Here is a 21,870-nt window from a genome sequence, read left to right as displayed (position 1 = left end):
AACACCTCGATAGACGCGGCGTTGACCGTTGCCGGTGACGACACCGACCACGCCACGGCCTCCGCGATATCGGAGGAGTGCGTACCGCGAAGTCGAGAATGCCCCGGCCTCTGACGAGACCGGGGCATTCGTGTCCGTTGGTGATCAGGCGTTGGCCAGCACCTCGGTGGTGGCGATGGCCTGCGCGACACCGGAAACGGTCGCGGCGACCTTGACGGCCTCCCAGACCTGTTCCTTGGTGAGGCCCGCGTCGCGGACGACCTTCGCGTGTGCGGCGGTGCAGTCGTGGCAACCGTTGATGGTCGACACGGCCAGGCTCCACAGCTCGAAATCGGTCTTGTCGACGCCGGGGTTACCGATGATGTTCATCCGCAGTCCCATACGCACCTGGGCGTAGTCGTCGCCGAGGAAGCTCTTGGCCCGGTAGGCGACGTTGTTCATGCCCATGATCGACGCCGCGCCCAGCGCCGCGTTGTAGGCCTCGGCCGACAGTGTGTCGGCGGCTTCCTCGGATACCTCGGCCAGCACCTTCGCGTTACGCGATGCCGCCGCAGCGGCGAGGAAGGTGCCCCAGAGCTGCTGCTCGGAGAGTTCGGTCGAGCGGGCCAGCGAACCCAGGTTCAGCTTGAGATCCTTGGCGTACTCGGGGAGGGCTTCCTTGAGATTGTCGATGCTCATACGAATTCCTCTCAGACGCTTGCGGTGAGGAGCTCGCCGGCGTCGATAGTCGGGTCGCCCTTCTTCCAGTTGCAGGCGCACAGCTCGTCGGACTGCAGCGCGTCAAGAACGCGGAGCACTTCGTCGACGTTGCGACCGACGGAGCCGGCGGTCACCGAGACGAACTGGATCTCGTTGTTGGGATCGACGATGAACGTCGCGCGGTCGGCGACACCATCGGCGTTGAGAACGCCTGCTGCGGTTGCCAGCTCACGCTTGAGATCACTGAGCATGGGGAAGGGGAGGGTCTTGAGATCCTCGTGCTGTGCACGCCACTGGAAGTGGACGAACTCGTTGTCGACCGACGCGCCGAGCACCTGGGCGTCACGGTCGGCGAACTCGTCGTTCAGCTTGCCGAAGGCGGCGATCTCGGTCGGGCACACGAACGTGAAGTCCTTGGGCCAGAAGAAGATGATCCGCCACTTGCCCGGGTGATCGTCGCTCGACACCTGGGTGAAGTAGTCGTCGGGCTGCTGCGCGTCGACCTTGCTCAGATCGCCTCCGATGACAGCCGTCAGGTTGTATGCGGGGAATTGATCTCCGATGGTCAGAAGAGCCATGTGTCTTTTGCTCCTTCGTGTCGATGGCGTTCGTGGGTGGCGCGCGAACTCACGTATCTGCAGTTGCCCCTCAATTCTGCCCAAAGACCACCGAAAACGAAACGTGATGATTAGCACTAGACTGATAGGCATGAGTGATAGAAGTTATCAGCCGTCGATCGCCGGTCTGCGGGCATTCGTCGCGCTGGCAAGAAAACGTCATTTCGGTTCGGCGGCAACGGAACTCGGCGTCAGTCAGCCGTCGCTGTCGCAGGCGCTCGCCGGCCTGGAGGCCGGGTTGGGTAGGCAGCTCATCGAACGCACAACCCGGCGTGTCTTCTTGACTCCGGAAGGCGAGGCGCTCCTGCCCAAAGCGATCGCGGTGACCGATGCCGTCGACGAGTTCCTCTCCGCGGCCGCGGGATCCGACGACCCGCTGACCGGCACCTTGCGGCTCGGCTTCATACCGACGGTCGCGCCGTACATTCTGCCCACGGTGCTGCGCGGGCTGGCCGAAAAATTGCCATCTCTCACTTTGCGTGTGGTCGAGGACCAGACCGCGCGACTGCTGGCTCAGTTGAGGGAGGGATCGCTCGACGCGGCGTGTCTCGCGCTGCCGGCGGACGCTCCCGGACTCGCCGAGATACCCATGTACGCCGAGGATTTCGTCCTCGCGCTGCCTTCGGATCATCCGTTGGCAGGGCGCAAACGTGTTGATCCGAGCTCGCTCGCCGATTTGCCACTTCTGCTGCTCGACGAGGGGCACTGCCTACGCGATCAAGCGCTCGAGGTGTGCAGGCTCGCCGGGGTGCGTGCCGACATCGGGCACACCCGCGCGGCGTCCCTCGCCACCGCGGTGCAATGCGTGGAGGGTGGCTTGGGAGTGACCTTGATCCCCGGCACCGCCGTGGCCGCGGAAACGGCCGGCGGCGACCTCGCCACCGCGACGTTCACCGTGCCCCGTCCCGGCAGACGGATCGGGCTGGTCTACCGCGAGTCCTCGGGGAGGGGTGAGTCGTATCAGCGACTCGCGTCCATCATCGCGCGGCTCGTCGAACAGACCGGCGCGGTGCGCGTGGAAAAGGCCGCGTCGGTATGAGGTCACCTCTCACGGGCCAGGGCGTCGGCGGCATCGGTGCGAGCCAACTCCTCCCATTCGTCGAGCAAACTCGAGTCGACCTCACGCACCATGTCGCCGACCCGCTCCGTGATCTCGACGATCTCGTCGGTGAGGACCGTCGTCGGTACCCCCTGGCGTAGAACGCGATAGCAGTCGGACAGGTACCGCAGTACCACTCCTTCGCTGCGGGCAAGGCCGTATGCCGAGATCAACTCGGTGAACGTCATGGCCCGCTCGAGCATGAGGCGTAATACCGATTTCGGCGACGGCGGAAAGCCCGCGATCCACGGATGCGAACGTCGATAGACGCCGAAGGCGTAGTCGATCTCCTCGGCGAGTGGACGCGGCCAGGTGATCTCCTCGAGGCGAGCCATGCGCTCCTCGTACTCGATTCCGTCGGCCTTCATCTCGGCGATCGCCGCGTCGCGCGCTTCTTTCCGTTGCGCCATCAGGACGGGGCGGGGGTCGTCGAGCGTCGCTTCGAGGATCGAGATCACGTCGAGCGCATAGGTCGACGAGTCCGGGTCGAGCAACTCGAACGCGGCGAGGGCGAACGCCGACAGCGGATTGGTAAGCGCGAAATTCTCCGGCATGTCGACGCTGAGCGCGATGTAGCGGCCGTCGGAGTCGGGCTCGGGCAGTTGTACGACGATGCCGGCGTCGCGCAGGTCGCGGTAGAGACGAATCGTGTGCCGGATCTGGCCGAGCTGGCGGTGGCGCGGGAGGTGGTTCTCCTCCAACAGATGCCGCGTGGCGGTGAAGCAGTCGCCGGGCCGTCCGAGTACCTCGAGCAGCATCGCCGTGGTCATGCGGAAGTGTGAGCGCAGTGGCTCGTCCGGTGCGTCGACGAGTTGCAGGAACGTCTTCTCGCCCCATGAGACGAAACCCTCGGGTGGCTTCTTGCGGACGATCTTGCGCAGCTTCTTCGGGTCGTCTCCTGCCTTGGCGACGGCGCGTGCGTTCTCGACGTCGTGTTCGGGCGCCTGGGCCACCACGTAGCCGATGGTGTCGAAGCCCGCGCGGCCGGCGCGGCCGGCGATCTGATGGAATTCGCGAGCGCGCAGTCGACGTACGCGCGTGCCGTCGTACTTGCTCAGCCCGGCGAAGAGCACGGTCCTGATCGGAACGTTGATGCCGACTCCGAGGGTGTCGGTGCCCGCGATGACCTTGAGTAGACCTTGCTGTGCGAGGCGTTCGACGAGCCGACGGTAACGGGGCAGCATCCCGGCGTGGTGCACGCCGATGCCTGCGCGCAGGAGTTTCGACAGTGTCGAGCCGAAACCCGTCGAGAAGCGGAAATCGCCGATTGCTTCGGCGATCTGCGCCTTCTCCTCCTTGGTGGTGATACGCGCCGACAACAAGGCCTGCGCGCGCTCGACGGCCGCGGCCTGGGTGAAATGTACGACGTAGATCGGCGCGCGGCCCGCGTCGATCAATCCCTCGATGGTTTCGTGGATGGGGGTCATCGCGTAGGTGTACTCGAGGGGGACCGGCCGATGCGTGCCGGTGACCGCACTCGTGCTGCGACCGGTGCGACGGGATAGATCGTCGACGAAGAACGTGATGTCGCCGAGCGTCGCCGACATCAGCAGGAACTGCGTGTTCGGCAGCTCGATCAGCGGAACCTCCCACGCCCATCCGCGGTCGGATTCGCCGTAGAAGTGGAACTCGTCGGCGACGAGGACACCGATGTCGCTGTCGGGGCCGTCCCGGAGAGCGAGGTTGGCCACGATCTCGGCGGTCGCGCAGATGATGGGAGCGTCGGAGTTGACCGACGCGTCACCTGTCATCAGGCCGACCTGATCGGCTCCGAACTGTGCACAGAGGTCGAAGAACTTCTCGCTCACCAGCGCCTTGATCGGCGCGGTGTAGAAGGCACGTTGGCCGCGGCACCGCGCGAAGTAGATGGCGCCGGACGCGACCAACGATTTTCCCGAGCCCGTGGGTGTCGCCAGGATGACGTTGTTGCCGGAGATCAACTCCAGCAGTGACTCCTCCTGGTGCGGATAGAGCTCGATACCGCGATCAGCCCACCACCCGGTGAAAGCGTCGAACGCGGCGTCGTCGTCGGCGACGGGGATCAGTGTCGCCGACGACGCGGTGTCGTCGATCAGTTCGGCGATGACGGACCGCCGCTGTCGCCGCCATCGTTCTCACGGCCATCGACATCGCCACGTGACTGCTCGGCCAAGAACTTCTCGAGTTCTGCGCCGAGTTCGTCGCCGCTCGGCAGTGGTTCGTCGGCGGCCAACAGAGAGGCTCGCTCGGTCTGGGCCTCGGTGAAGCTGTCGTACTGTGCCTCGAGTGCGGCGACCACCGACTCGATCTCACCATTACCAGACACCTCGGCGTCAACCTGCTCACGCACAGCTGCGGCCGCGGATTCCAATGCGCTGGTGGGCAATTCGAGCCCGGTCAGTCCTGACACCGCGTCGAGCAGTCGGGCCGCCGCAGCCGGATAGTCGGTCTGGGAGAGATAGTGCGGCACATGCACCGAGAGTCCGGACGTGCGTCGGCCACCCTGGCCCAGGCGTAGTTCGAGCAACATCGACGCGCTCGCGGGCAGCTTCATCTGCGAGCCCCAACGCGGCAGGTCGCCGAGCGAATCGGGTTCGTTGCCGTGTGCGGTCAACGACGACGGCCGCGTGTGCGGAACTGCCATCGGAATGGCGTTGAGACCGATCACGTCGGTCACCCGGAAGTGATCGGCGAGGCGTTGAATGGCCTCGGTGAACTGTTCCCAGCGCAGGTCGGGTTCCGAACCCGACAGCAGCAAAAACGGCTTGCCCGCGTTGTCGCGGATCGCATGCAGCGTGAGCGAGGGCATCTCCACATCGGTGAAGGTCTCACCGCTGAAGGTGATCGTCGGACGACGCGAGCGGTAGTCCATCAGCTCGTCGTTGTCGAAGGTGGCGACCACCTCGGAGTCGAGAGAATCCCGAAGATTCTGCGCCGCCAATGCGACGGCGTGCCCGGCATCGGCGAAGCCGTCGAGCGCATGCACGAGTACGGGACCCGTACCCGCCTCATCGGAGACCCGCGGGGCGGGGAAGGCGAGCTCGAAGAGCTGACGGCCCTCGTGTGGATTGGGATCCATGTCGTCCCTCCTCTTGAAGATCGGCACGTGCCTGTCCTACCTGTTCGTCGAATTGTCCCGTATGCACGCCTCGCGTGACCAATCGGTCTCGACGTGGGGATGCACGGGTGTCCGTCTCTTTGGTTCAACAGCGGCAGCGACCTGTGGATTCCCCGCAGTTCCGACACGGTCGGAGTGTCGGGAGCAGGTCACGGCCCGGCCGGTGGCACAGTGGGATGTCGTGGGTGGACGCAGCGTTGGTGTGGTGATCGGCTTGGCCGCCGCGTTTCTCGTTGCAGCGTGTTCGGTCGACGGCGACGCAGTACAGAACACCGACGATCTCTCGCCGCGATCGGTGACCGCAGCGGATTTCCCGGTCCAGGGCGCCACCCGCGTCCCGCAGAATTCCGTGGCCTATGCCATCGGTGATCTCATCGGACGACCCGCCGACTCGCCGTATGATCCGCCGCAGTGCCAACCGGCGGCCGTGCAGTCGGACGGCGCCGTGGTCTACCTGGGAATCGTGCAGGCCGATCGGGCTTCCTTCACCTCGGCGGTCGTGGGCGTCGACGACTCATTGAGCACCGTGGTCGACAAGGTCAGGGCGTGTCCCCGTGCGAAGACGGGCAATGCCACGACCGCCACGAGCACCGTGCAGAGCAGGGTGGTCGACGCGCCGGAGCATCCGGCGGGCGTCGACACCGCCGCGATACTGCGCACGGTGGAGACCGGCGGAGACCAGGCGCCGTTGCTGACCCGGACCATGACCTACATCGGGCAGAAGCAGAAGGTGCGCGTGTACTGCCAGTACCGCTGGCCGTCGGCGGGTGACATCAGCGAGCAGGCGTCTGGGCAGCTCGCCTCGCTGTTCGACAAGGCATTGAAAGCGGCGTTCGGCACCTGAGGTCACTGCTCCGCGGCGACTTCTGCTCCGCAGCGACTTCTGCTTCGCGGCGACTTCGGCGTTCGGTGTTTCCGCACATTCATGTCTGGCCGCATTCATGTCTGGCCGCATTCATGTCTGGCCGTATCCACGTATGTGTGCATTCGCCTACGCGTGCATCGGTGTCTCCGTATGTGCGCTTCTCCATGGAGTCGTGGCTCTCTGCAGTTGTGGGTCTGTGCAGTTGTGGCTCTCTGCACTCGTGGCTCCACGAATTGGCGACTCCACGACATCGGTGATCTGTGCACACGCCAGGAGTTGTGCACAGCCACGGTGTCCGGGGCCTTTCCGGAGTCGAGCCGTCGTCGCGCGAGCCCAAGATGTTCGACATGTCACCTCGAAGAAATCCTCCGAGCGGTCCCATCCGGACCGTCTCCGCGCTGCTCACCGCTGTTCCCGGCTTTTTCGGCTTCATCCCGACTCGCTCGCTGATCCTGCTGGCGCTCGCGCCCGACGCTCGAACGATCCAAGCGTCGGTGCGCGTCGACCTCGATCTCCGTCCCGACGGCGCGCTCGACTCACACATGCTCGCCGAGATCGATCACCTCGCGGCGATCCTGCAGGGCTATGGCAGTTCCGACGTGATCGCCGTCGTCGCCGATGACCGTTTCGACCTGGAGAGCCCGACCTACCGCGCGGTGGTATCCGTCGTCGACCGGAGGATGTGGGCATGCGGAGGTGTCGGTCGTGGCTACGTGTGCAGTCGCTTCGGCGAGGGTGAGCGCTGGATCCAGGTATGGGAGGACGGCGCGGAACTGACGCTGCGGCTCTCACGCAACCGGGGTGTGCTCGGCGACCCGCGGATCTCACCGACCGCGGTCTCCGATGCTGTCCACTCGGGCAGATTGTTGCTCGGTACGCGCGAGGAGATCGAGGCCATGCTCCAGCCGACCTCGCACTGCGACGACCCGTGCTGCGCCCCTGATTCGACGCGATGTCCCGTGATCGAGGCAGTACTGGACGCGCACGCGACCCCGCAGCAGTCGATGGCCGCCATTCACGAAGCGATCGCCGTGCGGCGTCTCCGGTTCGATTGCGCGAGCATCGCCGAACTCGAGCGCGCCGTCTGCGACCTGCGGGTCCGTGACGCGGCGTTGGCTTTCGCGGTCACCGATCTGCGCACGGAGGCAGAGGCACTGTGGCGGGAGCTCACCAGACGACTGTCGGGTACGGGGAGGGCGAGTGCTGCCACCCTTCTCGCCCATCTGCACTACATCGGCGGCGAGGGCAGCTTCGCCGGAGTCGCCCTCGACGTGGCGCTGGATGCCGACCCGCAGTGGAGCCTGGCCCGACTTCTCGATCGCTCCCTGCGAAACGGACTGCGTCCCGACAACCTGTGGGAGATCATCGGGGACTCATACGACGCCGCCGCAGCCCTCGGGGTGGTCATCCCGAGTGCCACTCTGCGTGATGCGAGCTGACCGCTGTGGTCGTAAACGACGTTGCGGCTCAGACCTTTTCGACGAACAGCGAGTGGGCCATCTCGGGTGACAAGGTCAGGCCGGCGTGTCCTGGCGTACTGATCTCGACCTTGTGCGGCGTGCACGTCACCGTCACACGTGCATTGGGCACCACGCCCGCCTCGCGCAGCGCTGCGATCAGTTCGGTGTCCGACTGCGCATGTTCGGACAGTCGGCGCACGATCACCGGAACCGCCTCGCCCTGCGGGAGATCCGACAGTCGAGCGGCCTCGCCCATCGCCTCGGGCGGCTCGACACCGAGTTCTGCGAGCCCCGGAATCGGATTCCCGTAGGGCGAGGTCGTGGGATTGTCGAGGACCGACAGCAGACGGCGCTCGACGTTCTCGCTCATCACGTGTTCCCAGCGGCAGGCTTCCTCATGCACCTCGTCCCAGGGCATGCCGATCACGTCGACGAGCAGCCGCTCGGCGAGACGGTGCTTACGCATCACGGCGATCGCGAGGGCCCGGCCCTTGTCGGTCAATTCGAGGTGGCGGTCGCCCGCGACCCGCAGCAATCCGTCACGTTCCATGCGTGCGACGGTCTGCGACACCGTCGGGCCACTCTGCTCGAGACGTTCGGCGATGCGTGCGCGCAGTGGGACGATTCCCTCTTCTTCGAGGTCGTAGATCGTCCGGAGGTACATCTCGGTGGTATCAACCAGATCGTTCACTTGAGTCCAGTCCCTTCCGTCCTCACAAGGGTACCTTGACCTGCGTCGCGTCTGGCTCGTCACATGCTGAACGCGTCCGGGCCACGCAACGAGGCACTAACGTGAGAACCGTGGCTAGTGCGTGGAGACGACGATGAACGCGGCTGTGATCTGGAGTGAGGACTTCCTCTCGTACCGTTGGGCACACACCCACCCGATGAATCCGGTGCGACTGGCGCTGACCATGACGCTCGCTCAGAGCCTCGGCGTCCTCGACGACATCGACGTGTCGCCACCCCTCGATATCGGTGACGACGCGCTGACCGTGGTGCACAGCCAGGACTACATCGATGCCGTACGGGCGGTGGGTTCGGGAACTGCGTCGCTGTCGGGGCCGCTACTCGAGAGGCTGTTCGGCCTCGGCGACTCCGACAATCCCGTATTCGACGGGATGCATGAGGCCGCGCGGCTGCTCGTCGGCGGCACGCTGGCCGCAGCACAGGCCGTCGGGTCCGGCGCCGTGCGGCGTGCGGTGAACATCGGCGGCGGCATGCATCACGCGATGCGTGCGCGGGCGGCGGGCTTCTGCATCTACAACGACTGCGCCGTCGCGATCCACTGGTTGCTCGAGAACGGATTCGACCGCATCGCCTACATCGACATCGACGCCCATCACGGAGACGGCGTGCAGGTCGCGTTCGCCGCCGACCCGCGCGTCATGACGGTGTCGCTGCACCAGCATCCGGCCACGCTGTGGCCGGGCACCGGATGGCCGACCGAGGTGGGCGACGACGCCGCAGAGGGGTCGGCCGTGAACGTCGCCCTCATGCCCGACACACAGGACCGGTTGTGGTTGCGCGCGTTCCACGCCGTCGTGCCGTCGCTGATCGCCGAGTTCAAACCGCAGATCATCATCAGCCAGTGCGGCGCGGACAGCCATCGGGCGGATCCGCTGACCGACCTGTCGTTGACCGTCGACGGGCAGCGTGCGGCCATGATCGCGATGCGTGACCTCGCCGAGAAGTACTGCGACGGCCGCTGGATCGCGGTCGGGGGCGGAGGCTATGGAGTGGTGAACGTCGTGCCCCGTAGTTGGTCGCACCTGCTCGGCGTCGTCCTCGACCGCGACGTCGACGTCACGACACCGATCAACGAATCATGGTGTGCCACAGCTGAACAGATCGCGACCCAGGTGCACTCGGAATACTCGCAGGCGCCGGTGCGCGTGATGGGCGACAACGGCGACGTCGACTTCGTCGAATGGGACGGCGACACCGGCCAGGAACCGCCGCCGGGGATCGACGACAGTGCGCAACGGCAAACTGATCGCGCGATCATGGCTACCCGTCGTGCGGTGTACCCACTGCATGGACTCGACCCGGAGGATCCCCGTGACTGAATCCACTGTGCGTACCGGGGAACAGAACGAACGCCCCGACGAGGACCACGCCGACGGTGTCCGTGACGAGGGGGAGCGTCACGAGGGTGAGCGGCCCCGCGGTCCGTGGGATTACCCGCGGCACTGGATCGCCGACGTCCTCGCGTCCGACGGAGGGGTGGTGCACCTGCGCCCGATCGTGCCCGACGACGCCGACCGTGTCGTCCGATTCCACGCGGGATTGTCTGAACGCACGAGGTACATGCGGTATTTCGGCCCGACGCCGACTTTGCCGCCGCGCGAGGTGGCGCGGATGACCACGGTCGACCACCACCAGCGGGTGGCGCTCGTCGCGGTTCTCGGTGGTGAGATCATCGCGATCGGCATCTACGAGGGACTCGCGGCCGACGGTAAGCCCGAGTCGGCGGAGGTCGCGTTCGTCGTTGCCGACGAACACCAGGGCCGCGGTCTCGGTCCGATCCTTCTCGAACATCTCGCGGGAGCCGCTGCCGAGAACGGTTTCACCCGATTCGAAGCAGAGGTCCTCAGCGAGAATCCCAACATGGTCGCCGTCTTCCGCGATGCCGGTTACCAGATCTCCCGTGCGTTCGACGGCTCGACCGTCCATGTGGAATTCACGATCGATCCCACCGAGGCGATGCTCCTGGTGCGCAACGACCGTGAGCGCGCGTCGGAGGCGCGCAGCGTCGCCAATCTGTTGCGACCTGCGTCCGTGGCGGTGATCGGGGCGTCGACAGACCCGAAGAAGGTCGGAAATGCGCTGTTGGCCAACATCATCGCGGGTGGATTCACCGGACCCGTCTTCCCGGTCAACGGCCCCGACCGCGAGCCAGAAGACGACCAGGACGCCGTGTCCGGTCACGACGCGGCACGCAACCGGGCAACACGACCGCCGCAGCGACGACATCGCGGCCCGTCACGCACACCACATGTGCGGCCCCCCTCGGTGCGGGGTATCCGCGCGTACCCGACCGTGCGCGACATCCCCGACCCGGTCGACCTGGCCGTCGTCGCGGTCCCGGCCGCCAGTGTCGACGAGGTACTCGACGACTGTCTGGTCAAGGGCGTCCGAGCGCTGGTCATCGTGTCGTCGGGATTCGGTGAGAGTGGCGAGGCGGGTCTCGAGAGCGAGCACCGCCTCGTGCAGCAGGTCCGCGAGCACGGGATGCGGTTGGTGGGTCCGAATGCGCTCGGTGTCGCGAACAACGATCCGTCGATCGCGCTGAATGCCACACTGGCGCCGCGTATCCCACCACTGGGACGTGTCGGCTTCTTCTGCCAGTCGGGTGCGCTCGGCATCGCGATCCTGGACACGGCAGCGCATCGACAGATCGGCTTGTCGACGTTCGTGTCCGCGGGTAACCGGGCCGACGTCTCGGGCAACGACCTGTTGCAATACTGGGACTCGGACGCGTCCACCGACGTCGTGTTGCTCTACCTCGAGAGTTTCGGAAATCCCCGCAAGTTCTCGCGCATCGCGCGTCGGGTGTCCCGGTCGAAGCCGATCGTGGCAGTGAAATCCGGCAAGGGGGCGATGAGTCCGGTGCGCGCCGAACGGACTGCGGCCGCGAGTCTCGACGACCGCATCGCACAGATGATGCTCGACCAGGCAGGTGTCATCCAGGTCGACACCATCCCCGAATTGTTCGACTGCGCGTCGATCTTCGCGTATCAGCCGACACCGCGCGGCCCACGGACCCGCATCATCGGCAACTCCTCGGTGCTCGGCAGCCTCGCCGCCGACACCGCGCGGTCCGGCGGCCTCGAGGTCGAGTCGACGATCGACCTCGGTGCGGGCGCTTCCGAAGACGAATTCGAGACCGCCGTCGCGCAGGCGATGGCTGACCCGGCGGTCGACAGCGTGATCGTCGTGTTCGTGCCGCCGGTCGCCGTCGACCTCGATTGGCACGCGCGCGCACTGATGGCAGGCGCGAACACACCGGATGCCGACGCCCCCAAACCGATCGTGACCACCTTCCTCGCGGTCGAGGGTATTCCGCCCGGGTTGATGAAGCCCGGCCCTTCGGGATTGCCCGAACGCGGCTCGATCCCGTCGTACTCGTCGCCGGAACGAGCGGCGGCATCACTCGCGCGGGCGTGGCAATACGCGCGGTGGTGCGCACGGCCGGAGTCCGAGGTCGAGCGACCCGATGGCATCGACCCCGAGGCGGCACGGATGTGGGTGCGCGAGGCGATGAGCGAACTTCCCGACTCCGACGACGACTCCGACTCGGAGATGATCCTCGGCGATCTGGATTCCGCGCGGCTGTTGGCCTGGTACGGCGTGACGGTGGTGCCGTTTCGCGAGGTCTCGACAATGCACGAGGCATCGGCGGCGGCGCGGGAACTGGGCTTCCCCGTTGCGGTGAAGGCCACGTCGCCGGCCTGGCGCGGCAGACTGGACCGCGAGGGGGCCCGACTTGATCTGCCGGACGCCACGGCCGTGGTCACCGCTTTCGCGGAGTTGGCCGAGTTGACCGGCGACGACATGTTGCACGTGCAGAAGATGGCGCCCAAGGGGGTCGGCACGATGGTGCGGATGCGCGACGATCCGTCGTTCGGGCCGCTGATCTCGTTCGGACTGTCGGGACGAACCTTCGAGCTACTGGGCGACGACGGGTATCGCGCGATCCCCATCACCGCGCTCGACGCGGACGAACTCATCGACGAGCCGCGGTCGGCGCCGTTGCTTTACGGTTATCGCGGTGAATCGCCCGTCGACAGGGGAGCACTCGTCGATCTGCTCATCCGGATCTCGACGATGGCCGACGACATCCCGGAGATCCGCGAGATCGTCGTCGATCCCGTGCTGTGTTCGCCCGAGGGCGCCGCGGTTCTCAATGCCCGGATACGAATCGGTCCGGTGCCCACCATGGCGGACACCGGACCGAGACGTCTGAGTTAGGAGTGCGAGGTCAGCTCGCGTAGGCGCGCAGGCGCTCGGCACGCTCGCCCTGGCGAAGCTTGCCCATCACCTCGCGTTCGATCTGACGGACGCGTTCCCGCGACAGTCCGAACATGCGGCCGATCTGGTCGAGGGTGCGTGGCTGTCCGTCGTCGAGTCCGTAGCGCATCCGGATGACCTGCTGCTCACGCTCGTCGAGCGTCGCGAGCACGGCACGCACATCCGAGTGCAGCAGACCCGCGATGACAGCACTCTCCGCCGACGTGGCTTCGGCATCCTCGATGAAGTCTCCGAGCGGAGCCTCCTCGTCGCTACCGACCGGCATGTCGAGGCTCACCGGGTCGCGGCTGTGATCGAGCAGGTCCGCGATCTTCTCCGCGGGGATGCCCGATTCGTTGGCCAGTTCGTCGTCGGTTGCCTCACGCCCGAGTTGCTGATGCAGCTCACGCTTGATGCGTGCCAGCTTGTTGACCTGCTCGACGAGGTGGACGGGGAGACGGATGGTGCGGCTCTGGTCCGCCATTCCGCGGGTGATGGCCTGACGAATCCACCAGGTCGCATATGTCGAGAACTTGAAGCCCTTTGCGTAGTCGAACTTCTCCATCGCGCGGATCAGTCCGAGGTTGCCCTCCTGGATGAGGTCGAGCAACGGCATTCCGCGGCCGGTGTAGCGCTTGGCAAGCGACACCACGAGCCGCAGGTTGGCCTCGAGGAGATGGGCACGAGCGATCTCGCCCTCACGGACGACGATGGCCAGATCACGCTTCTTCGCGGCGGTCAGTCGCTTACGGTTCTCCAGCACATGCTTGGCGTAGAGACCGGCTTCGATCTGCTTGGCGAGTTCGACTTCCTGCTCGGCGTTGAGGAGAGCGGTACGGCCGATGCCGTTGAGGTAAACACGGACCAGATCTGCCGCAGGTGACTGTGCGTCGAGATCTTGTTCGGTCATCGCCGGACGAGCGGGGGTGGCGCCGTCTGTGGCGACTGTGGACGAGGTGGAGCGTGTGACGGTGGAGCGTGACATCTGGCCTCCTAATCGAGTGCGTTCATAGAGTGCAACGACATGCACTCCATGAAAGTTCCCGCGGCTCCGTGTCGAGCTTTCACGCGCTGACCTGCGCGGACAGTGGTTCCTGCGTCTCGGTGCGACTGAGAATCGACTGAGATATCGCGCCGTCTCGCCTCAGACGGGGTGTCGGTCAGGCGGCGAGCGGGGACAGCGTGACGGCCACGTCAGTGGGGATGTCTGTGATCGGAGACGGTGGAATCGATCACGGTCGACTCTGGACCCAGGGCCTGAGGGCCGACGACGCGATGGTCCGGGCCGTACTTGTAGTGGGCGACTTCGCCGCGCTTACGGGGTGGACGGTCGTTGGCGATCAGCACGGCGACCCAGGGGAGCGGAATCGACAACGCGACGATGCCCAGCGCCCACCAGCCCGACCCGGTCGCGCTGTAGACGATGCCTGCCACGATCAGCGCCGGGACGCGGAACGCCATCAGCGTCAGATATTTGCGCACGCGAGCTCTGTGCTGGTCGTCGAGGGATTCCTGTGCGTCGGTGATCAGGAAGGTCTCCGACGACGAGTGATCGCGCCTCGGTTCGTCAGCGGCAACCATGACTGCGCTTCGCTCCGTGGGTTCGCATGTCTCCACTGTTCCACTTTCGGTTCCCGATTGCACCGACGGGCCGTGCGTGACGTGACGCGTTCGGGCGTGTCGCGTCGGTGGGAATCGTCCCAGGTCGGCACGTGTCGCGGGTCAGTGAGCCGGAATCGGGCGGTGAGGGGCACAATGGATCGCATGGCAACCGAAACCATCGAGCGGCCCGACCTCGACGAATGGTCGGACACCAAGACCGACGAGCGGCCAGACGCCGACGCCACGGACAGAGGCGACGACGACCGGCCCAAGTTCTTCCACTACGTGAAGAAGGACAGGATCGCCGAGAGCGCGGTCATGGGCAACCACGTGGTGGCGCTGTGCGGCGAGACATTTCCGGTGACCAGGTCGGCCAAGCCGGGATCGCCGGTGTGCCCCAAGTGCAAGAAGATCTACAACCGGATGCGCAAGGACTGACACTCCAGCCAGTTGCCGTGCGCACCGACGGCGACGGACTGGTGATCCGGTGATCGGCTAGTGATTCCGCGGACCGACGTTGTGGTTGCTCGTCGGGTCTCGGCGACCCGATTCGTTCCCGCGCACCGATTCGTCCTCCCGCGCTGGTCGGGTGCCGTGGGGTGGCTTGCGGATGGGTCCGGTGGCGAGGCGCTCGGGAAGCGACCGGATGTGGTCGGTGATATCCGAGGTCTGTTCGTGAACCCAGTGTCGGACATGCGCGGTGGCGGGGGGTTTGGCAGGCCACAATGACTGCACTGCGGCGTTGAACTCGGCACCGATCACGATGGCGAAGCCGAGGAAGAACGTGAAGAGCAGGAAGGCGATCGGTGTCGCCAACGCCCCGTAGGTGTAGCCGGCGCGGGTGATCGCCGCGAGATAGATGCGCAGCACATAGCTGGCGATCCAGAAGAAGATGCCCGCGATCACCGCGCCTCCGACGAGCCGGTGCCATGGCAGCGGGTTGGGCAGCGCCAGGTGGTAGAGGGTCGTCAGGACCAGCAACAGGAGCAGCGCCACGAACGGGAAGTAGCCGTAGTCGATGAGCGTGCTCACTCCGCGGTCCCAGGAGTCGGGGACGATCTCGCGCAGGTAGTTCGGGCCGAGCGCGACCAGCGGCAGCAGGAATACCGAGACGATGAGGAAGCACACGTAGAGCAGCAGAGCAAAGATCCGCTGCCACACCGGATTGCGTACCTCGTGCTGGTCGTGGGCGCGCACGATCGAGGCGACGAAGCACGACACGGCCGACGAACCTGCCCACAGTGACAGGATGAAGCCGATCGAGATCACGCCGACACGGCCGCGGCCGAGCACGTTGTCGACGGTCGGGGTGATGAGATCGGTGACCACGCTCGCCGAGAACGTGCGTTCGGAGAAGCTGATGATCCGTGCCGAGATGACCTCGACCGTGTCGGGGCCGAACCATCCGGCGATGTAGCCGACGCTGCCGAGGAGTCCGAGAAGCAGCGGAGGCAACGACAGCGCCTGCCAGAACGCCGCCTGTGCGGCCCAGCCGACGATTCCGTCGTCCCACGCCTTCTTGATCGTGCGCCAGACGACGCGGTGGATGTTCGGCAGGACAGGCGGCCCGGGCGGCGGCGGCTGATGGGCCTGCGGGTCGTCGGTGCCCGTCGGTGCGGTTTCCTCGTCGCGGTAACCCGATGTCTCGTCGCCTCCGTGACCGCGGGCGCTCGGCGGCGGGGTATCACGGCTCGGGGCGCGTGGGGCGTCGCTTGGCCTGCGATCCTGTCCCGCGGTCAGATCCATCGACACCGGTGCGGGCCGTCGCCGTGACCGGCGTGTGCGATCCCCGACGGCCGGCGACGGGGCGTCGTCGCCGGTCATCGGAACGGGGTTTCGGCGTGGGGTTGCTATGGGTCCAGCATCCCTGATAGCCCGAGGTTGCGTGCGACACACCCCTCGCCGCGTGTCACGTGTCTGGCGTCGGGAGCGTCGGGGGCAGCGGTTAAGATCGTGAAGTCCCCTCGGAGTGAATGCGTTCTGAGTGAATGTGTTCTGAGTGAATGTGTTCTGGCACCGTCCATCTGGCCGAGGGGTTGTTTCTTGCCTTCGCGCCGTCGGGAGCTTTGATTACGTGACTTCTGCCCAATCGTCCGCAACACCCGCAGGTCCGCCGCTACGTGCCTGGCAGCGGCGGGCGCTGACGAAGTATCTGGCCTCTCGACCAACCGACTTTCTCGCCGTGGCGACTCCCGGCGCCGGAAAAACGACCTTCGGACTCCGCGTCGCGCGCGAGCTGCTCGACGACCGCACCGTCGAGCAGGTCACCGTCGTCACCCCGACCGAACACCTCAAGCATCAGTGGGCACAGGCCGCCGCGCGTGTCGGCATCGCACTCGATTCGCGGTTCCGCAACTCCGACGGTCAGACCAGTTCCGACTACAACGGCGTCGCGCTGACCTATGCGCAGGTTGCGGCCCACCCGTCGAGGCACCGGGTGCGCACCGAGAATCGCCGGACCCTGGTGATCCTCGACGAGATCCACCACGGTGGTGACGCGAAATCGTGGGGTGAGGCGATCCGCGAGGCGTTTTCCGACGCTGTCCGCCGGTTGTCGCTGACCGGAACACCTTTCCGCTCCGACGACTCGCCCATCCCGTTCGTCACCTACGAGCCGGAGGAGGGCGGCGTGCTGCGGTCGAGTGCCGACCACACCTACGGCTACGCAGACGCGCTGGCCGACGGCGTCGTGCGGCCTGTCGTATTCCTCGCCTATTCGGGTCAGGCGAGTTGGCGGACCTCCGCGGGCGAGGAGTACACCGCGCGCCTGGGCGAGCCGTTGTCGGCCGAACAGACCGCACGCGCCTGGCGAACCGCGCTCGACGCCCACGGCGACTGGATTCCCTCGGTCTTCCAGGCGGCGCACACCCGACTCGGCCAGCTGCGCGCGGCAGGCGTCCCCGACGCCGGAGGGCTGGTGATCGCGACCGATCAGACGGTGGCCCGTGACTACGCAGAGCTTCTGGAATCGATCACAGGGCGCAAACCGGTCCTGGTCCTGTCCGACGACCCGAAGTCGACGTCGCGCATTTCGCAGTTCGCCGAGTCCGACGACGAGTGGATGATCGCTGTGCGCATGGTGTCCGAAGGCGTCGACGTGCCGCGGCTTGCGGTCGGCGTGTACGCGACGAGTGCGTCGACGCCGCTGTTCTTCGCGCAGGCGATCGGGCGATTCGTGCGATCGCGGCGCCCAGGGGAGACCGCGAGCGTCTTCCTGCCGTCGGTTCCTGTGCTCCTGAACCTCGCGAGCCAGATGGAAGCCGAACGCGACCATGTACTCGGCAAGCCCCACCGCGATAGCGACGGACTCGACGATGCACTGCTGATCGACGCGAACAAGCAGAAGGACGAACCGGGCGAGGAGGAAAAGGGCTTCCAGTCGCTGCACGCCGACGCCGAGCTCGATCAGGTGATCTACGACGGTTCGTCGTTCGGTACCGCGACGTTCGCCGGCAGCGACGAGGAGTCGGACTACCTAGGTCTGCCGGGACTGCTCGACGCCGAACAGGTACGGGCGTTGCTACGGAAGAAACAGGCCGAACAGGTGGCGCAACGGTCGACGGTCACCCAGATCACCCCTGCCCAGACGCCCCCTCAGCCGGCCCCGGGGGAGAACCTGCACGCGCTGCGTAAGGAACTCAACGGTTTGGTGGCGATGCACCACCACCGCACCGGCAAACCACACGGCATGGTGCACAACGAACTGCGCAGCCGGCTGGGCGGGCCTCCCACGGCGATGGCGACAGCCGACCAGCTGCGTGAACGGATCAAGGCACTGCGAGAGTGGCGCTGACACAGGGCGGGTAGGCACGGGCACGTGAACCCCGGCCAGATCCGTCGCAGTCGAAACGACAGAACGCCCCGACCGCATCGGGCGGTCGGGGCGTTCTGAGTACGTCTGTCGGTCTCTAGACCAGCTCTCCCGCTGACTCCTCGACGGTGGCACTCAGCTCGACGAGTCGCGCCTCGTGCTCGTTGAAGTGGTGGCGGCAGAAGAGAAGCTCGCCGCCCTTGGGAAGGACGGCACGAACCTTTGCGGCTGCGCCACAGCGATCGCAACGATCGGCAGCAGTGAGCGGTATGGAGATCGGGGTTGTGGTGGCGATGTCAGACATTTTCCTCCGTCCCGGTCCGGCGCCTGTGTGGTCGCCTTCCCTTCAGAGCCAACGCATCCGGACGATGCGTCAACCTCACTGTGTCAGACGTTTGGGATGCTCGTATTGTTCCGCGGGTTTCCCGGGTGTGTCGTCACTCACCGTTAACAGCGGTTCTCCAAGGTGCAACACGGCAACACGAACCCGTTACGTGGGACGCGATCTGGCTCACATCCGGTGTTCGACGAGACTCGTGGTGGCTATGGTGCTGCCGTGACGCCATCCACCGAGCGGCAGGCAACCCGGTACCTCGTCCACCTGATGTCCCATGCGGACTGGCAGGCTGTGCAGCGATCACGGGGCGCCGGGTACTCCGAGCTGCGTCCTCTCTCGCTGAGCGAGGTCGGATTCGTGCATCTGTCCACTCCGCAGCAGGTGCACCTCCCGGCGAACCGGTTCTACGAGGATGAACATGACCTCGTCGCGCTCATCGTCGACACTGCACTCATCGACGATGAGATCCGATGGGAACCCGGCACCTCCGACGACCCTGCAGACATGCGATTCCCGCATCTGTACGGTCCTCTTCCGCTGACAGCCGTCGTCGATGAAACAAGCTATCCGCGTGGCGCCGACGGCAGGTTCCCGCCCTTCGGTGAGGGCCGGGCGAGCCGCTAGGACTCGCCCGGATTCAGAACCGAGCCGTCGGCTGAGGTTTCTCAGTCGAGGTAGTCGCGCAGGACCTGTGACCGGCTCGGGTGGCGCAGCTTGGACATGGTCTTCGACTCGATCTGGCGGATACGCTCGCGGGTCACTCCGTAGACCTGACCGATCTCGTCGAGCGTCCGCGGTTGCCCGTCGGTGAGGCCGAAGCGCAGGCGCACCACACCGGCCTCACGCTCCGACAGGGTCTCGAGCACCGACTGCAACTGGTCTTGCAGGAGTGTGAAACTGACCGCGTCGACCGCGACAACGGCCTCGGAGTCTTCGATGAAGTCGCCGAGCTGCGAGTCGCCCTCGTCACCGATCGTCTGGTCGAGGGAAATGGGCTCACGCGCGTACTGCTGGATCTCCAACACCTTCTCGGGTGTGATGTCCATTTCCTTCGCGAGCTCTTCAGGGGTCGGCTCGCGGCCGAGATCCTGCAGCAGCTCACGCTGGATGCGTCCGAGCTTGTTGATGACCTCCACCATGTGCACGGGGATGCGGATGGTGCGGGCCTGGTCGGCCATGGCGCGCGTGATCGCCTGTCGAATCCACCAGGTGGCGTACGTCGAGAATTTGTAGCCCTTGGTGTAGTCGAACTTCTCGACGGCGCGGATGAGACCGAGGTTGCCCTCCTGGATGAGGTCCAGGAAGGCCATGCCACGGCCGGTGTAGCGCTTGGCCAGCGAGACGACGAGGCGGAGGTTCGCCTCGAGTAGATGGTTCTTGGCGCGGTTTCCGTCGCGCGAGATCCAGTTCAGGTCACGCTTCTGCGCCGTCGAGAGCTTCTCACCGGATTCCATGATCCGGCGGAGACGCTCCGTGGCGTACAGGCCTGCCTCGATGCGCTTGGCGAGTTCGACCTCCTCCTCGGCATTGAGGAGGGCGACCTTGCCGATCTGCTTGAGATAGGCGCGAACCGAGTCCGCGGAGGCGGTGAGCTCGGCATCCTTGCGTGCCTGGCGGAGAGCCTCGGATTCTTCCTCGTCCCAGACGAAGTCGCCTGCGGTCTTCGCGTCGGCGTCCTTCGTGGACTTGTCGGCGGGAGGTGCCACGGGAGGTGTTGCACCGGCGGTGGTCTTCGCCGGAGTCTCGGTCTCCTCGGCGGTGTCCTCGTCGTCTTCGGCGGAATCCTCGACATCGTCGTCGTCGACGTCGAGATCCTCGTCGTCGATCTCGACGTCGTCGAGTTCGGCGTCAGGGCCGTCGATGTCGTCGATCGAGCCGCCGTCGTCGAGATCCTCTGCGCCGTCGGCCTCGTCGACGCCGTCGGCGGGACCTGTCGCCTTCTTGGCCGCCTTCTTCGCGGGGGCGGCCTTCTTCGCGGCCTTCTTGGCGGGAGCCTTACGAGCAGTGGCCTTCTTGGCCGCCTTCTTGGCGGTCTTTCTCGGCGTTGCCTTCTCTGCAGCCGGGGCCGACGTCGCCGTCGAATCCTCGGCTTCGGCGTCGCTCTGGCGGGTCTGGGTGGCTGCCACGTACAACCTTTCCGAACAAAATCTGACACGCTGATTCACAGCGGGGAACCGCTGCGGATCGGGCTGGTTTCTCGGTGCATCGTCACCGGTGGAAACCATTGTAACGACAACATCACTCCGAATGTGACAAATGCCAGGTCAGGCAGGCTGTCGCCCGCACGCGAAAGCGGTCATCGCGGGCGTGTCGGGTATCGGCGTCAGCCCCACGGGAGAGGGACTGACGCCGGTCGGGTCAGGGCCTGAGACCCTGATCGACCGCCATCGCCGCGCCGACGATCCCGGCGGTGTTCTGCAGGGCCGCCGGGACCACCTTGGTGTCGTTGGTCAGCAGGGGAATCCACTTGTCGGCCTTACGGCTGATCCCACCGCCCGCGATGAACAACGTCGGCCAGAACAGTGCTTCGTATTCCTCGAGAACCCTGCTGACCTTCTTCGACCACTTCTTGTACGACCAGCCCTTCTCGTCCTTGATGCGAGACGACGCCTGGTGCTCGGCCTCCTTCTTGCCGACGACGAGGTGTCCGAGCTCGGTGTTCGGCACGAGCGTGCCATTCACCAGGATCGCCGAGCCGATGCCCGTGCCGAACGTCAACAGCATGACCACGCCGTCGACGCCGCTTCCGGCTCCGTGTGCGTCTTCGGCCATGCCTGCGGCGTCGGCGTCATTGACGACGGAGAGCGGCCGCCCGCCGAGATCCTTGCTGAACAGGTCGTAGGTGTTGGTGCCGATCCAGCCCTTGTCGATGTTCGCCGCGGTGCGCATGGTCCCGTCGGTAATGACTCCGGGCAGCGTGATCCCCACAGGCCCTTCCCAGTTGAAGTGGCCGACCACCTCGGCAACACCTTTCGAGACAGCCTCGGGCGTCGCGGGTTGGGGGGTGAGAACCTTGTATCGTTCGCCGACCAGCTGGCCCGTCGTGAGATCGACGATCCCGCCCTTGATCCCCGACCCTCCTACATCGACTCCGAATGCACGGGGTCCGGCGGAGTCCTTCGCGGAGGTGGATGAGTCGGTCATGACGGCTTCCTCTCTCGGGGGATCGCGGTGTCCGCAATCGTGCGCTATTCAGGCTATCCACGCGTGAGGTCAAGCGGGCGGACCTTGCCGGAAATCGTGTCGCATGGTGACGAGTGCGTGACCGCC

19 protein-coding genes are annotated in these 21,870 nt (G+C 65.8%); 8 read left to right on the top strand and 11 right to left on the bottom strand.

Annotation, left to right across the window (positions count from 1 at the left end; translation table 11 throughout):
• Nucleotides 1-144: 144 nt before the first annotated feature.
• Together LK459_RS22755 and LK459_RS22750 are read right to left on the bottom strand one after the other, a co-directional pair.
• The gene (locus LK459_RS22755; RefSeq protein WP_007238184.1) at nucleotides 145-678 is read right to left on the bottom strand and encodes a carboxymuconolactone decarboxylase family protein; all 534 of its coding nucleotides are present in this window, start codon (nucleotides 676-678) and stop codon (nucleotides 145-147) included.
• Nucleotides 679-689: 11 nt separating this feature from the next.
• Nucleotides 690-1,277: a peroxiredoxin gene (locus tag LK459_RS22750; RefSeq protein ID WP_005172956.1), complete on the bottom strand. Its 588-nt coding sequence runs from the start codon at nucleotides 1,275-1,277 to the stop codon at nucleotides 690-692.
• 106 nt (nucleotides 1,278-1,383) lie between these two features.
• Here LK459_RS22750 and LK459_RS22745 point away from each other — a divergent pair, with 106 nt between their 5' ends.
• Nucleotides 1,384-2,355, top strand: a complete 972-nt coding sequence (locus LK459_RS22745) for a hydrogen peroxide-inducible genes activator (RefSeq protein WP_407648674.1) — start codon at nucleotides 1,384-1,386, stop codon at nucleotides 2,353-2,355.
• Nucleotides 2,356-2,357: 2 nt separating this feature from the next.
• Here the strand turns inward: LK459_RS22745 and LK459_RS22740 are convergent, their stop codons facing one another.
• Complete coding sequence (locus LK459_RS22740) at nucleotides 2,358-4,457, bottom strand: DEAD/DEAH box helicase (RefSeq protein WP_227923980.1); 2,100 nt, start codon at nucleotides 4,455-4,457, stop codon at nucleotides 2,358-2,360.
• 29 nt (nucleotides 4,458-4,486) lie between these two features.
• The gene (locus LK459_RS22735) at nucleotides 4,487-5,473 is read right to left on the bottom strand and encodes a PAC2 family protein (protein WP_227920936.1); all 987 of its coding nucleotides are present in this window, start codon (nucleotides 5,471-5,473) and stop codon (nucleotides 4,487-4,489) included.
• Here LK459_RS22735 and LK459_RS22730 point away from each other — a divergent pair.
• Nucleotides 5,472-6,356, top strand: a complete 885-nt coding sequence (locus LK459_RS22730; protein WP_227920934.1) for a hypothetical protein — start codon at nucleotides 5,472-5,474, stop codon at nucleotides 6,354-6,356. The two genes, LK459_RS22735 and LK459_RS22730, sit on opposite strands and share 2 nt — an antisense overlap.
• Before the next feature lie 368 nt (nucleotides 6,357-6,724).
• Nucleotides 6,725-7,816 (top strand): DUF4192 domain-containing protein, encoded by a 1,092-nt coding sequence (locus tag LK459_RS22725; RefSeq protein ID WP_227920932.1) that lies wholly within the window; start codon nucleotides 6,725-6,727, stop codon nucleotides 7,814-7,816.
• Between the two features lie 28 nt (nucleotides 7,817-7,844).
• On the opposite strand, the gene LK459_RS22720 is transcribed toward LK459_RS22725, so the two are convergent.
• Nucleotides 7,845-8,528: a metal-dependent transcriptional regulator gene (locus tag LK459_RS22720; RefSeq protein WP_007238190.1), complete on the bottom strand. Its 684-nt coding sequence runs from the start codon at nucleotides 8,526-8,528 to the stop codon at nucleotides 7,845-7,847.
• 133 nt (nucleotides 8,529-8,661) lie between these two features.
• On the opposite strand from LK459_RS22720, the gene LK459_RS22715 reads away from it, so the two are divergent.
• Nucleotides 8,662-9,906: an acetoin utilization protein AcuC gene (locus tag LK459_RS22715; protein WP_227920930.1), complete on the top strand. Its 1,245-nt coding sequence runs from the start codon at nucleotides 8,662-8,664 to the stop codon at nucleotides 9,904-9,906.
• Nucleotides 9,875-12,811: a bifunctional acetate--CoA ligase family protein/GNAT family N-acetyltransferase gene (locus tag LK459_RS22710; RefSeq protein WP_407648673.1), complete on the top strand. Its 2,937-nt coding sequence runs from the start codon at nucleotides 9,875-9,877 to the stop codon at nucleotides 12,809-12,811. Before LK459_RS22715 ends, LK459_RS22710 begins: the two co-directional genes overlap by 32 nt.
• A 10-nt stretch (nucleotides 12,812-12,821) precedes the next feature.
• Here LK459_RS22710 and LK459_RS22705 read toward each other — a convergent pair whose 3' ends face one another.
• Both LK459_RS22705 and LK459_RS22700 read right to left on the bottom strand, forming a co-directional pair.
• Nucleotides 12,822-13,760 (bottom strand): sigma-70 family RNA polymerase sigma factor, encoded by a 939-nt coding sequence (locus tag LK459_RS22705; RefSeq protein ID WP_233425548.1) that lies wholly within the window; start codon nucleotides 13,758-13,760, stop codon nucleotides 12,822-12,824.
• Nucleotides 13,761-14,044: 284 nt separating this feature from the next.
• Nucleotides 14,045-14,431: a DUF3099 domain-containing protein gene (locus LK459_RS22700; protein ID WP_007240446.1), complete on the bottom strand. Its 387-nt coding sequence runs from the start codon at nucleotides 14,429-14,431 to the stop codon at nucleotides 14,045-14,047.
• A 183-nt stretch (nucleotides 14,432-14,614) separates the two neighbouring features.
• Between LK459_RS22700 and LK459_RS22695 the strand changes: the two genes are divergently transcribed.
• Nucleotides 14,615-14,890, top strand: coding sequence for a DUF3039 domain-containing protein (locus LK459_RS22695; RefSeq protein WP_039994443.1), 276 nt, complete (start codon nucleotides 14,615-14,617; stop codon nucleotides 14,888-14,890).
• Between the two features lie 57 nt (nucleotides 14,891-14,947).
• Here the strand turns inward: LK459_RS22695 and LK459_RS22690 are convergent, their stop codons facing one another.
• Complete coding sequence (locus tag LK459_RS22690) at nucleotides 14,948-16,198, bottom strand: YihY/virulence factor BrkB family protein (RefSeq protein WP_007240444.1); 1,251 nt, start codon at nucleotides 16,196-16,198, stop codon at nucleotides 14,948-14,950.
• A gap of 328 nt (nucleotides 16,199-16,526) precedes the next feature.
• Between LK459_RS22690 and LK459_RS22685 the strand changes: the two genes are divergently transcribed.
• Nucleotides 16,527-18,245, top strand: coding sequence for a DEAD/DEAH box helicase (locus tag LK459_RS22685; RefSeq protein ID WP_227920926.1), 1,719 nt, complete (start codon nucleotides 16,527-16,529; stop codon nucleotides 18,243-18,245).
• Between the two features lie 115 nt (nucleotides 18,246-18,360).
• Here LK459_RS22685 and LK459_RS22680 read toward each other — a convergent pair whose 3' ends face one another.
• Complete coding sequence (locus LK459_RS22680; protein ID WP_005173003.1) at nucleotides 18,361-18,567, bottom strand: DUF7455 domain-containing protein; 207 nt, start codon at nucleotides 18,565-18,567, stop codon at nucleotides 18,361-18,363.
• A gap of 252 nt (nucleotides 18,568-18,819) precedes the next feature.
• On the opposite strand from LK459_RS22680, the gene LK459_RS22675 reads away from it, so the two are divergent.
• Nucleotides 18,820-19,224 carry a DUF952 domain-containing protein gene (locus LK459_RS22675; protein ID WP_322590800.1) on the top strand — a complete coding sequence of 135 codons (405 nt, stop codon included), beginning with the start codon at nucleotides 18,820-18,822 and terminating at the stop codon, nucleotides 19,222-19,224.
• 41 nt (nucleotides 19,225-19,265) lie between these two features.
• Here the strand turns inward: LK459_RS22675 and LK459_RS22670 are convergent, their stop codons facing one another.
• Together LK459_RS22670 and ppgK are read right to left on the bottom strand one after the other, a co-directional pair.
• Complete coding sequence (locus tag LK459_RS22670) at nucleotides 19,266-20,726, bottom strand: RNA polymerase sigma factor (protein WP_322590799.1); 1,461 nt, start codon at nucleotides 20,724-20,726, stop codon at nucleotides 19,266-19,268.
• 232 nt (nucleotides 20,727-20,958) lie between these two features.
• Nucleotides 20,959-21,744, bottom strand: coding sequence for a polyphosphate--glucose phosphotransferase (ppgK, locus tag LK459_RS22665; RefSeq protein WP_007240440.1), 786 nt, complete (start codon nucleotides 21,742-21,744; stop codon nucleotides 20,959-20,961).
• Nucleotides 21,745-21,870 lie beyond the last annotated feature (126 nt).

Source organism: Gordonia otitidis (assembly GCF_020735545.1).
Classification (GTDB): Bacteria; Actinomycetota; Actinomycetes; order Mycobacteriales; family Mycobacteriaceae; genus Gordonia; species Gordonia otitidis.
Note: the sequence above shows the minus strand (reverse complement) of the source record. Positions and strands in the feature narration are given on the sequence as shown.

Excerpts from the sequence above, each read along its gene's own strand:
- LK459_RS22730 (WP_227920934.1), top strand. The coding sequence starts at position 5,472 with ATGTCGTCCCTCCTCTTGAAGATCGGCACGTGCCTGTCCTACCTGTTC.
- LK459_RS22710 (WP_407648673.1), top strand. The coding sequence starts at position 9,875 with ATGGACTCGACCCGGAGGATCCCCGTGACTGAATCCACTGTGCGTACC.
- LK459_RS22755 (WP_007238184.1), bottom strand. The coding sequence starts at position 678 with ATGAGCATCGACAATCTCAAGGAAGCCCTCCCCGAGTACGCCAAGGAT.
- LK459_RS22700 (WP_007240446.1), bottom strand. The coding sequence starts at position 14,431 with ATGGTTGCCGCTGACGAACCGAGGCGCGATCACTCGTCGTCGGAGACC.
- LK459_RS22695 (WP_039994443.1), top strand. The coding sequence starts at position 14,615 with ATGGCAACCGAAACCATCGAGCGGCCCGACCTCGACGAATGGTCGGAC.
- LK459_RS22705 (WP_233425548.1), bottom strand. The coding sequence starts at position 13,760 with ATGACCGAACAAGATCTCGACGCACAGTCACCTGCGGCAGATCTGGTC.
- LK459_RS22725 (WP_227920932.1), top strand. The coding sequence starts at position 6,725 with ATGTCACCTCGAAGAAATCCTCCGAGCGGTCCCATCCGGACCGTCTCC.
- LK459_RS22690 (WP_007240444.1), bottom strand. The coding sequence starts at position 16,198 with ATGGATCTGACCGCGGGACAGGATCGCAGGCCAAGCGACGCCCCACGC.
- LK459_RS22680 (WP_005173003.1), bottom strand. The coding sequence starts at position 18,567 with ATGTCTGACATCGCCACCACAACCCCGATCTCCATACCGCTCACTGCT.
- LK459_RS22715 (WP_227920930.1), top strand. The coding sequence starts at position 8,662 with ATGAACGCGGCTGTGATCTGGAGTGAGGACTTCCTCTCGTACCGTTGG.
- LK459_RS22735 (WP_227920936.1), bottom strand. The coding sequence starts at position 5,473 with ATGGATCCCAATCCACACGAGGGCCGTCAGCTCTTCGAGCTCGCCTTC.
- LK459_RS22745 (WP_407648674.1), top strand. The coding sequence starts at position 1,384 with ATGATTAGCACTAGACTGATAGGCATGAGTGATAGAAGTTATCAGCCG.
- LK459_RS22750 (WP_005172956.1), bottom strand. The coding sequence starts at position 1,277 with ATGGCTCTTCTGACCATCGGAGATCAATTCCCCGCATACAACCTGACG.
- ppgK (WP_007240440.1), bottom strand. The coding sequence starts at position 21,744 with ATGACCGACTCATCCACCTCCGCGAAGGACTCCGCCGGACCCCGTGCA.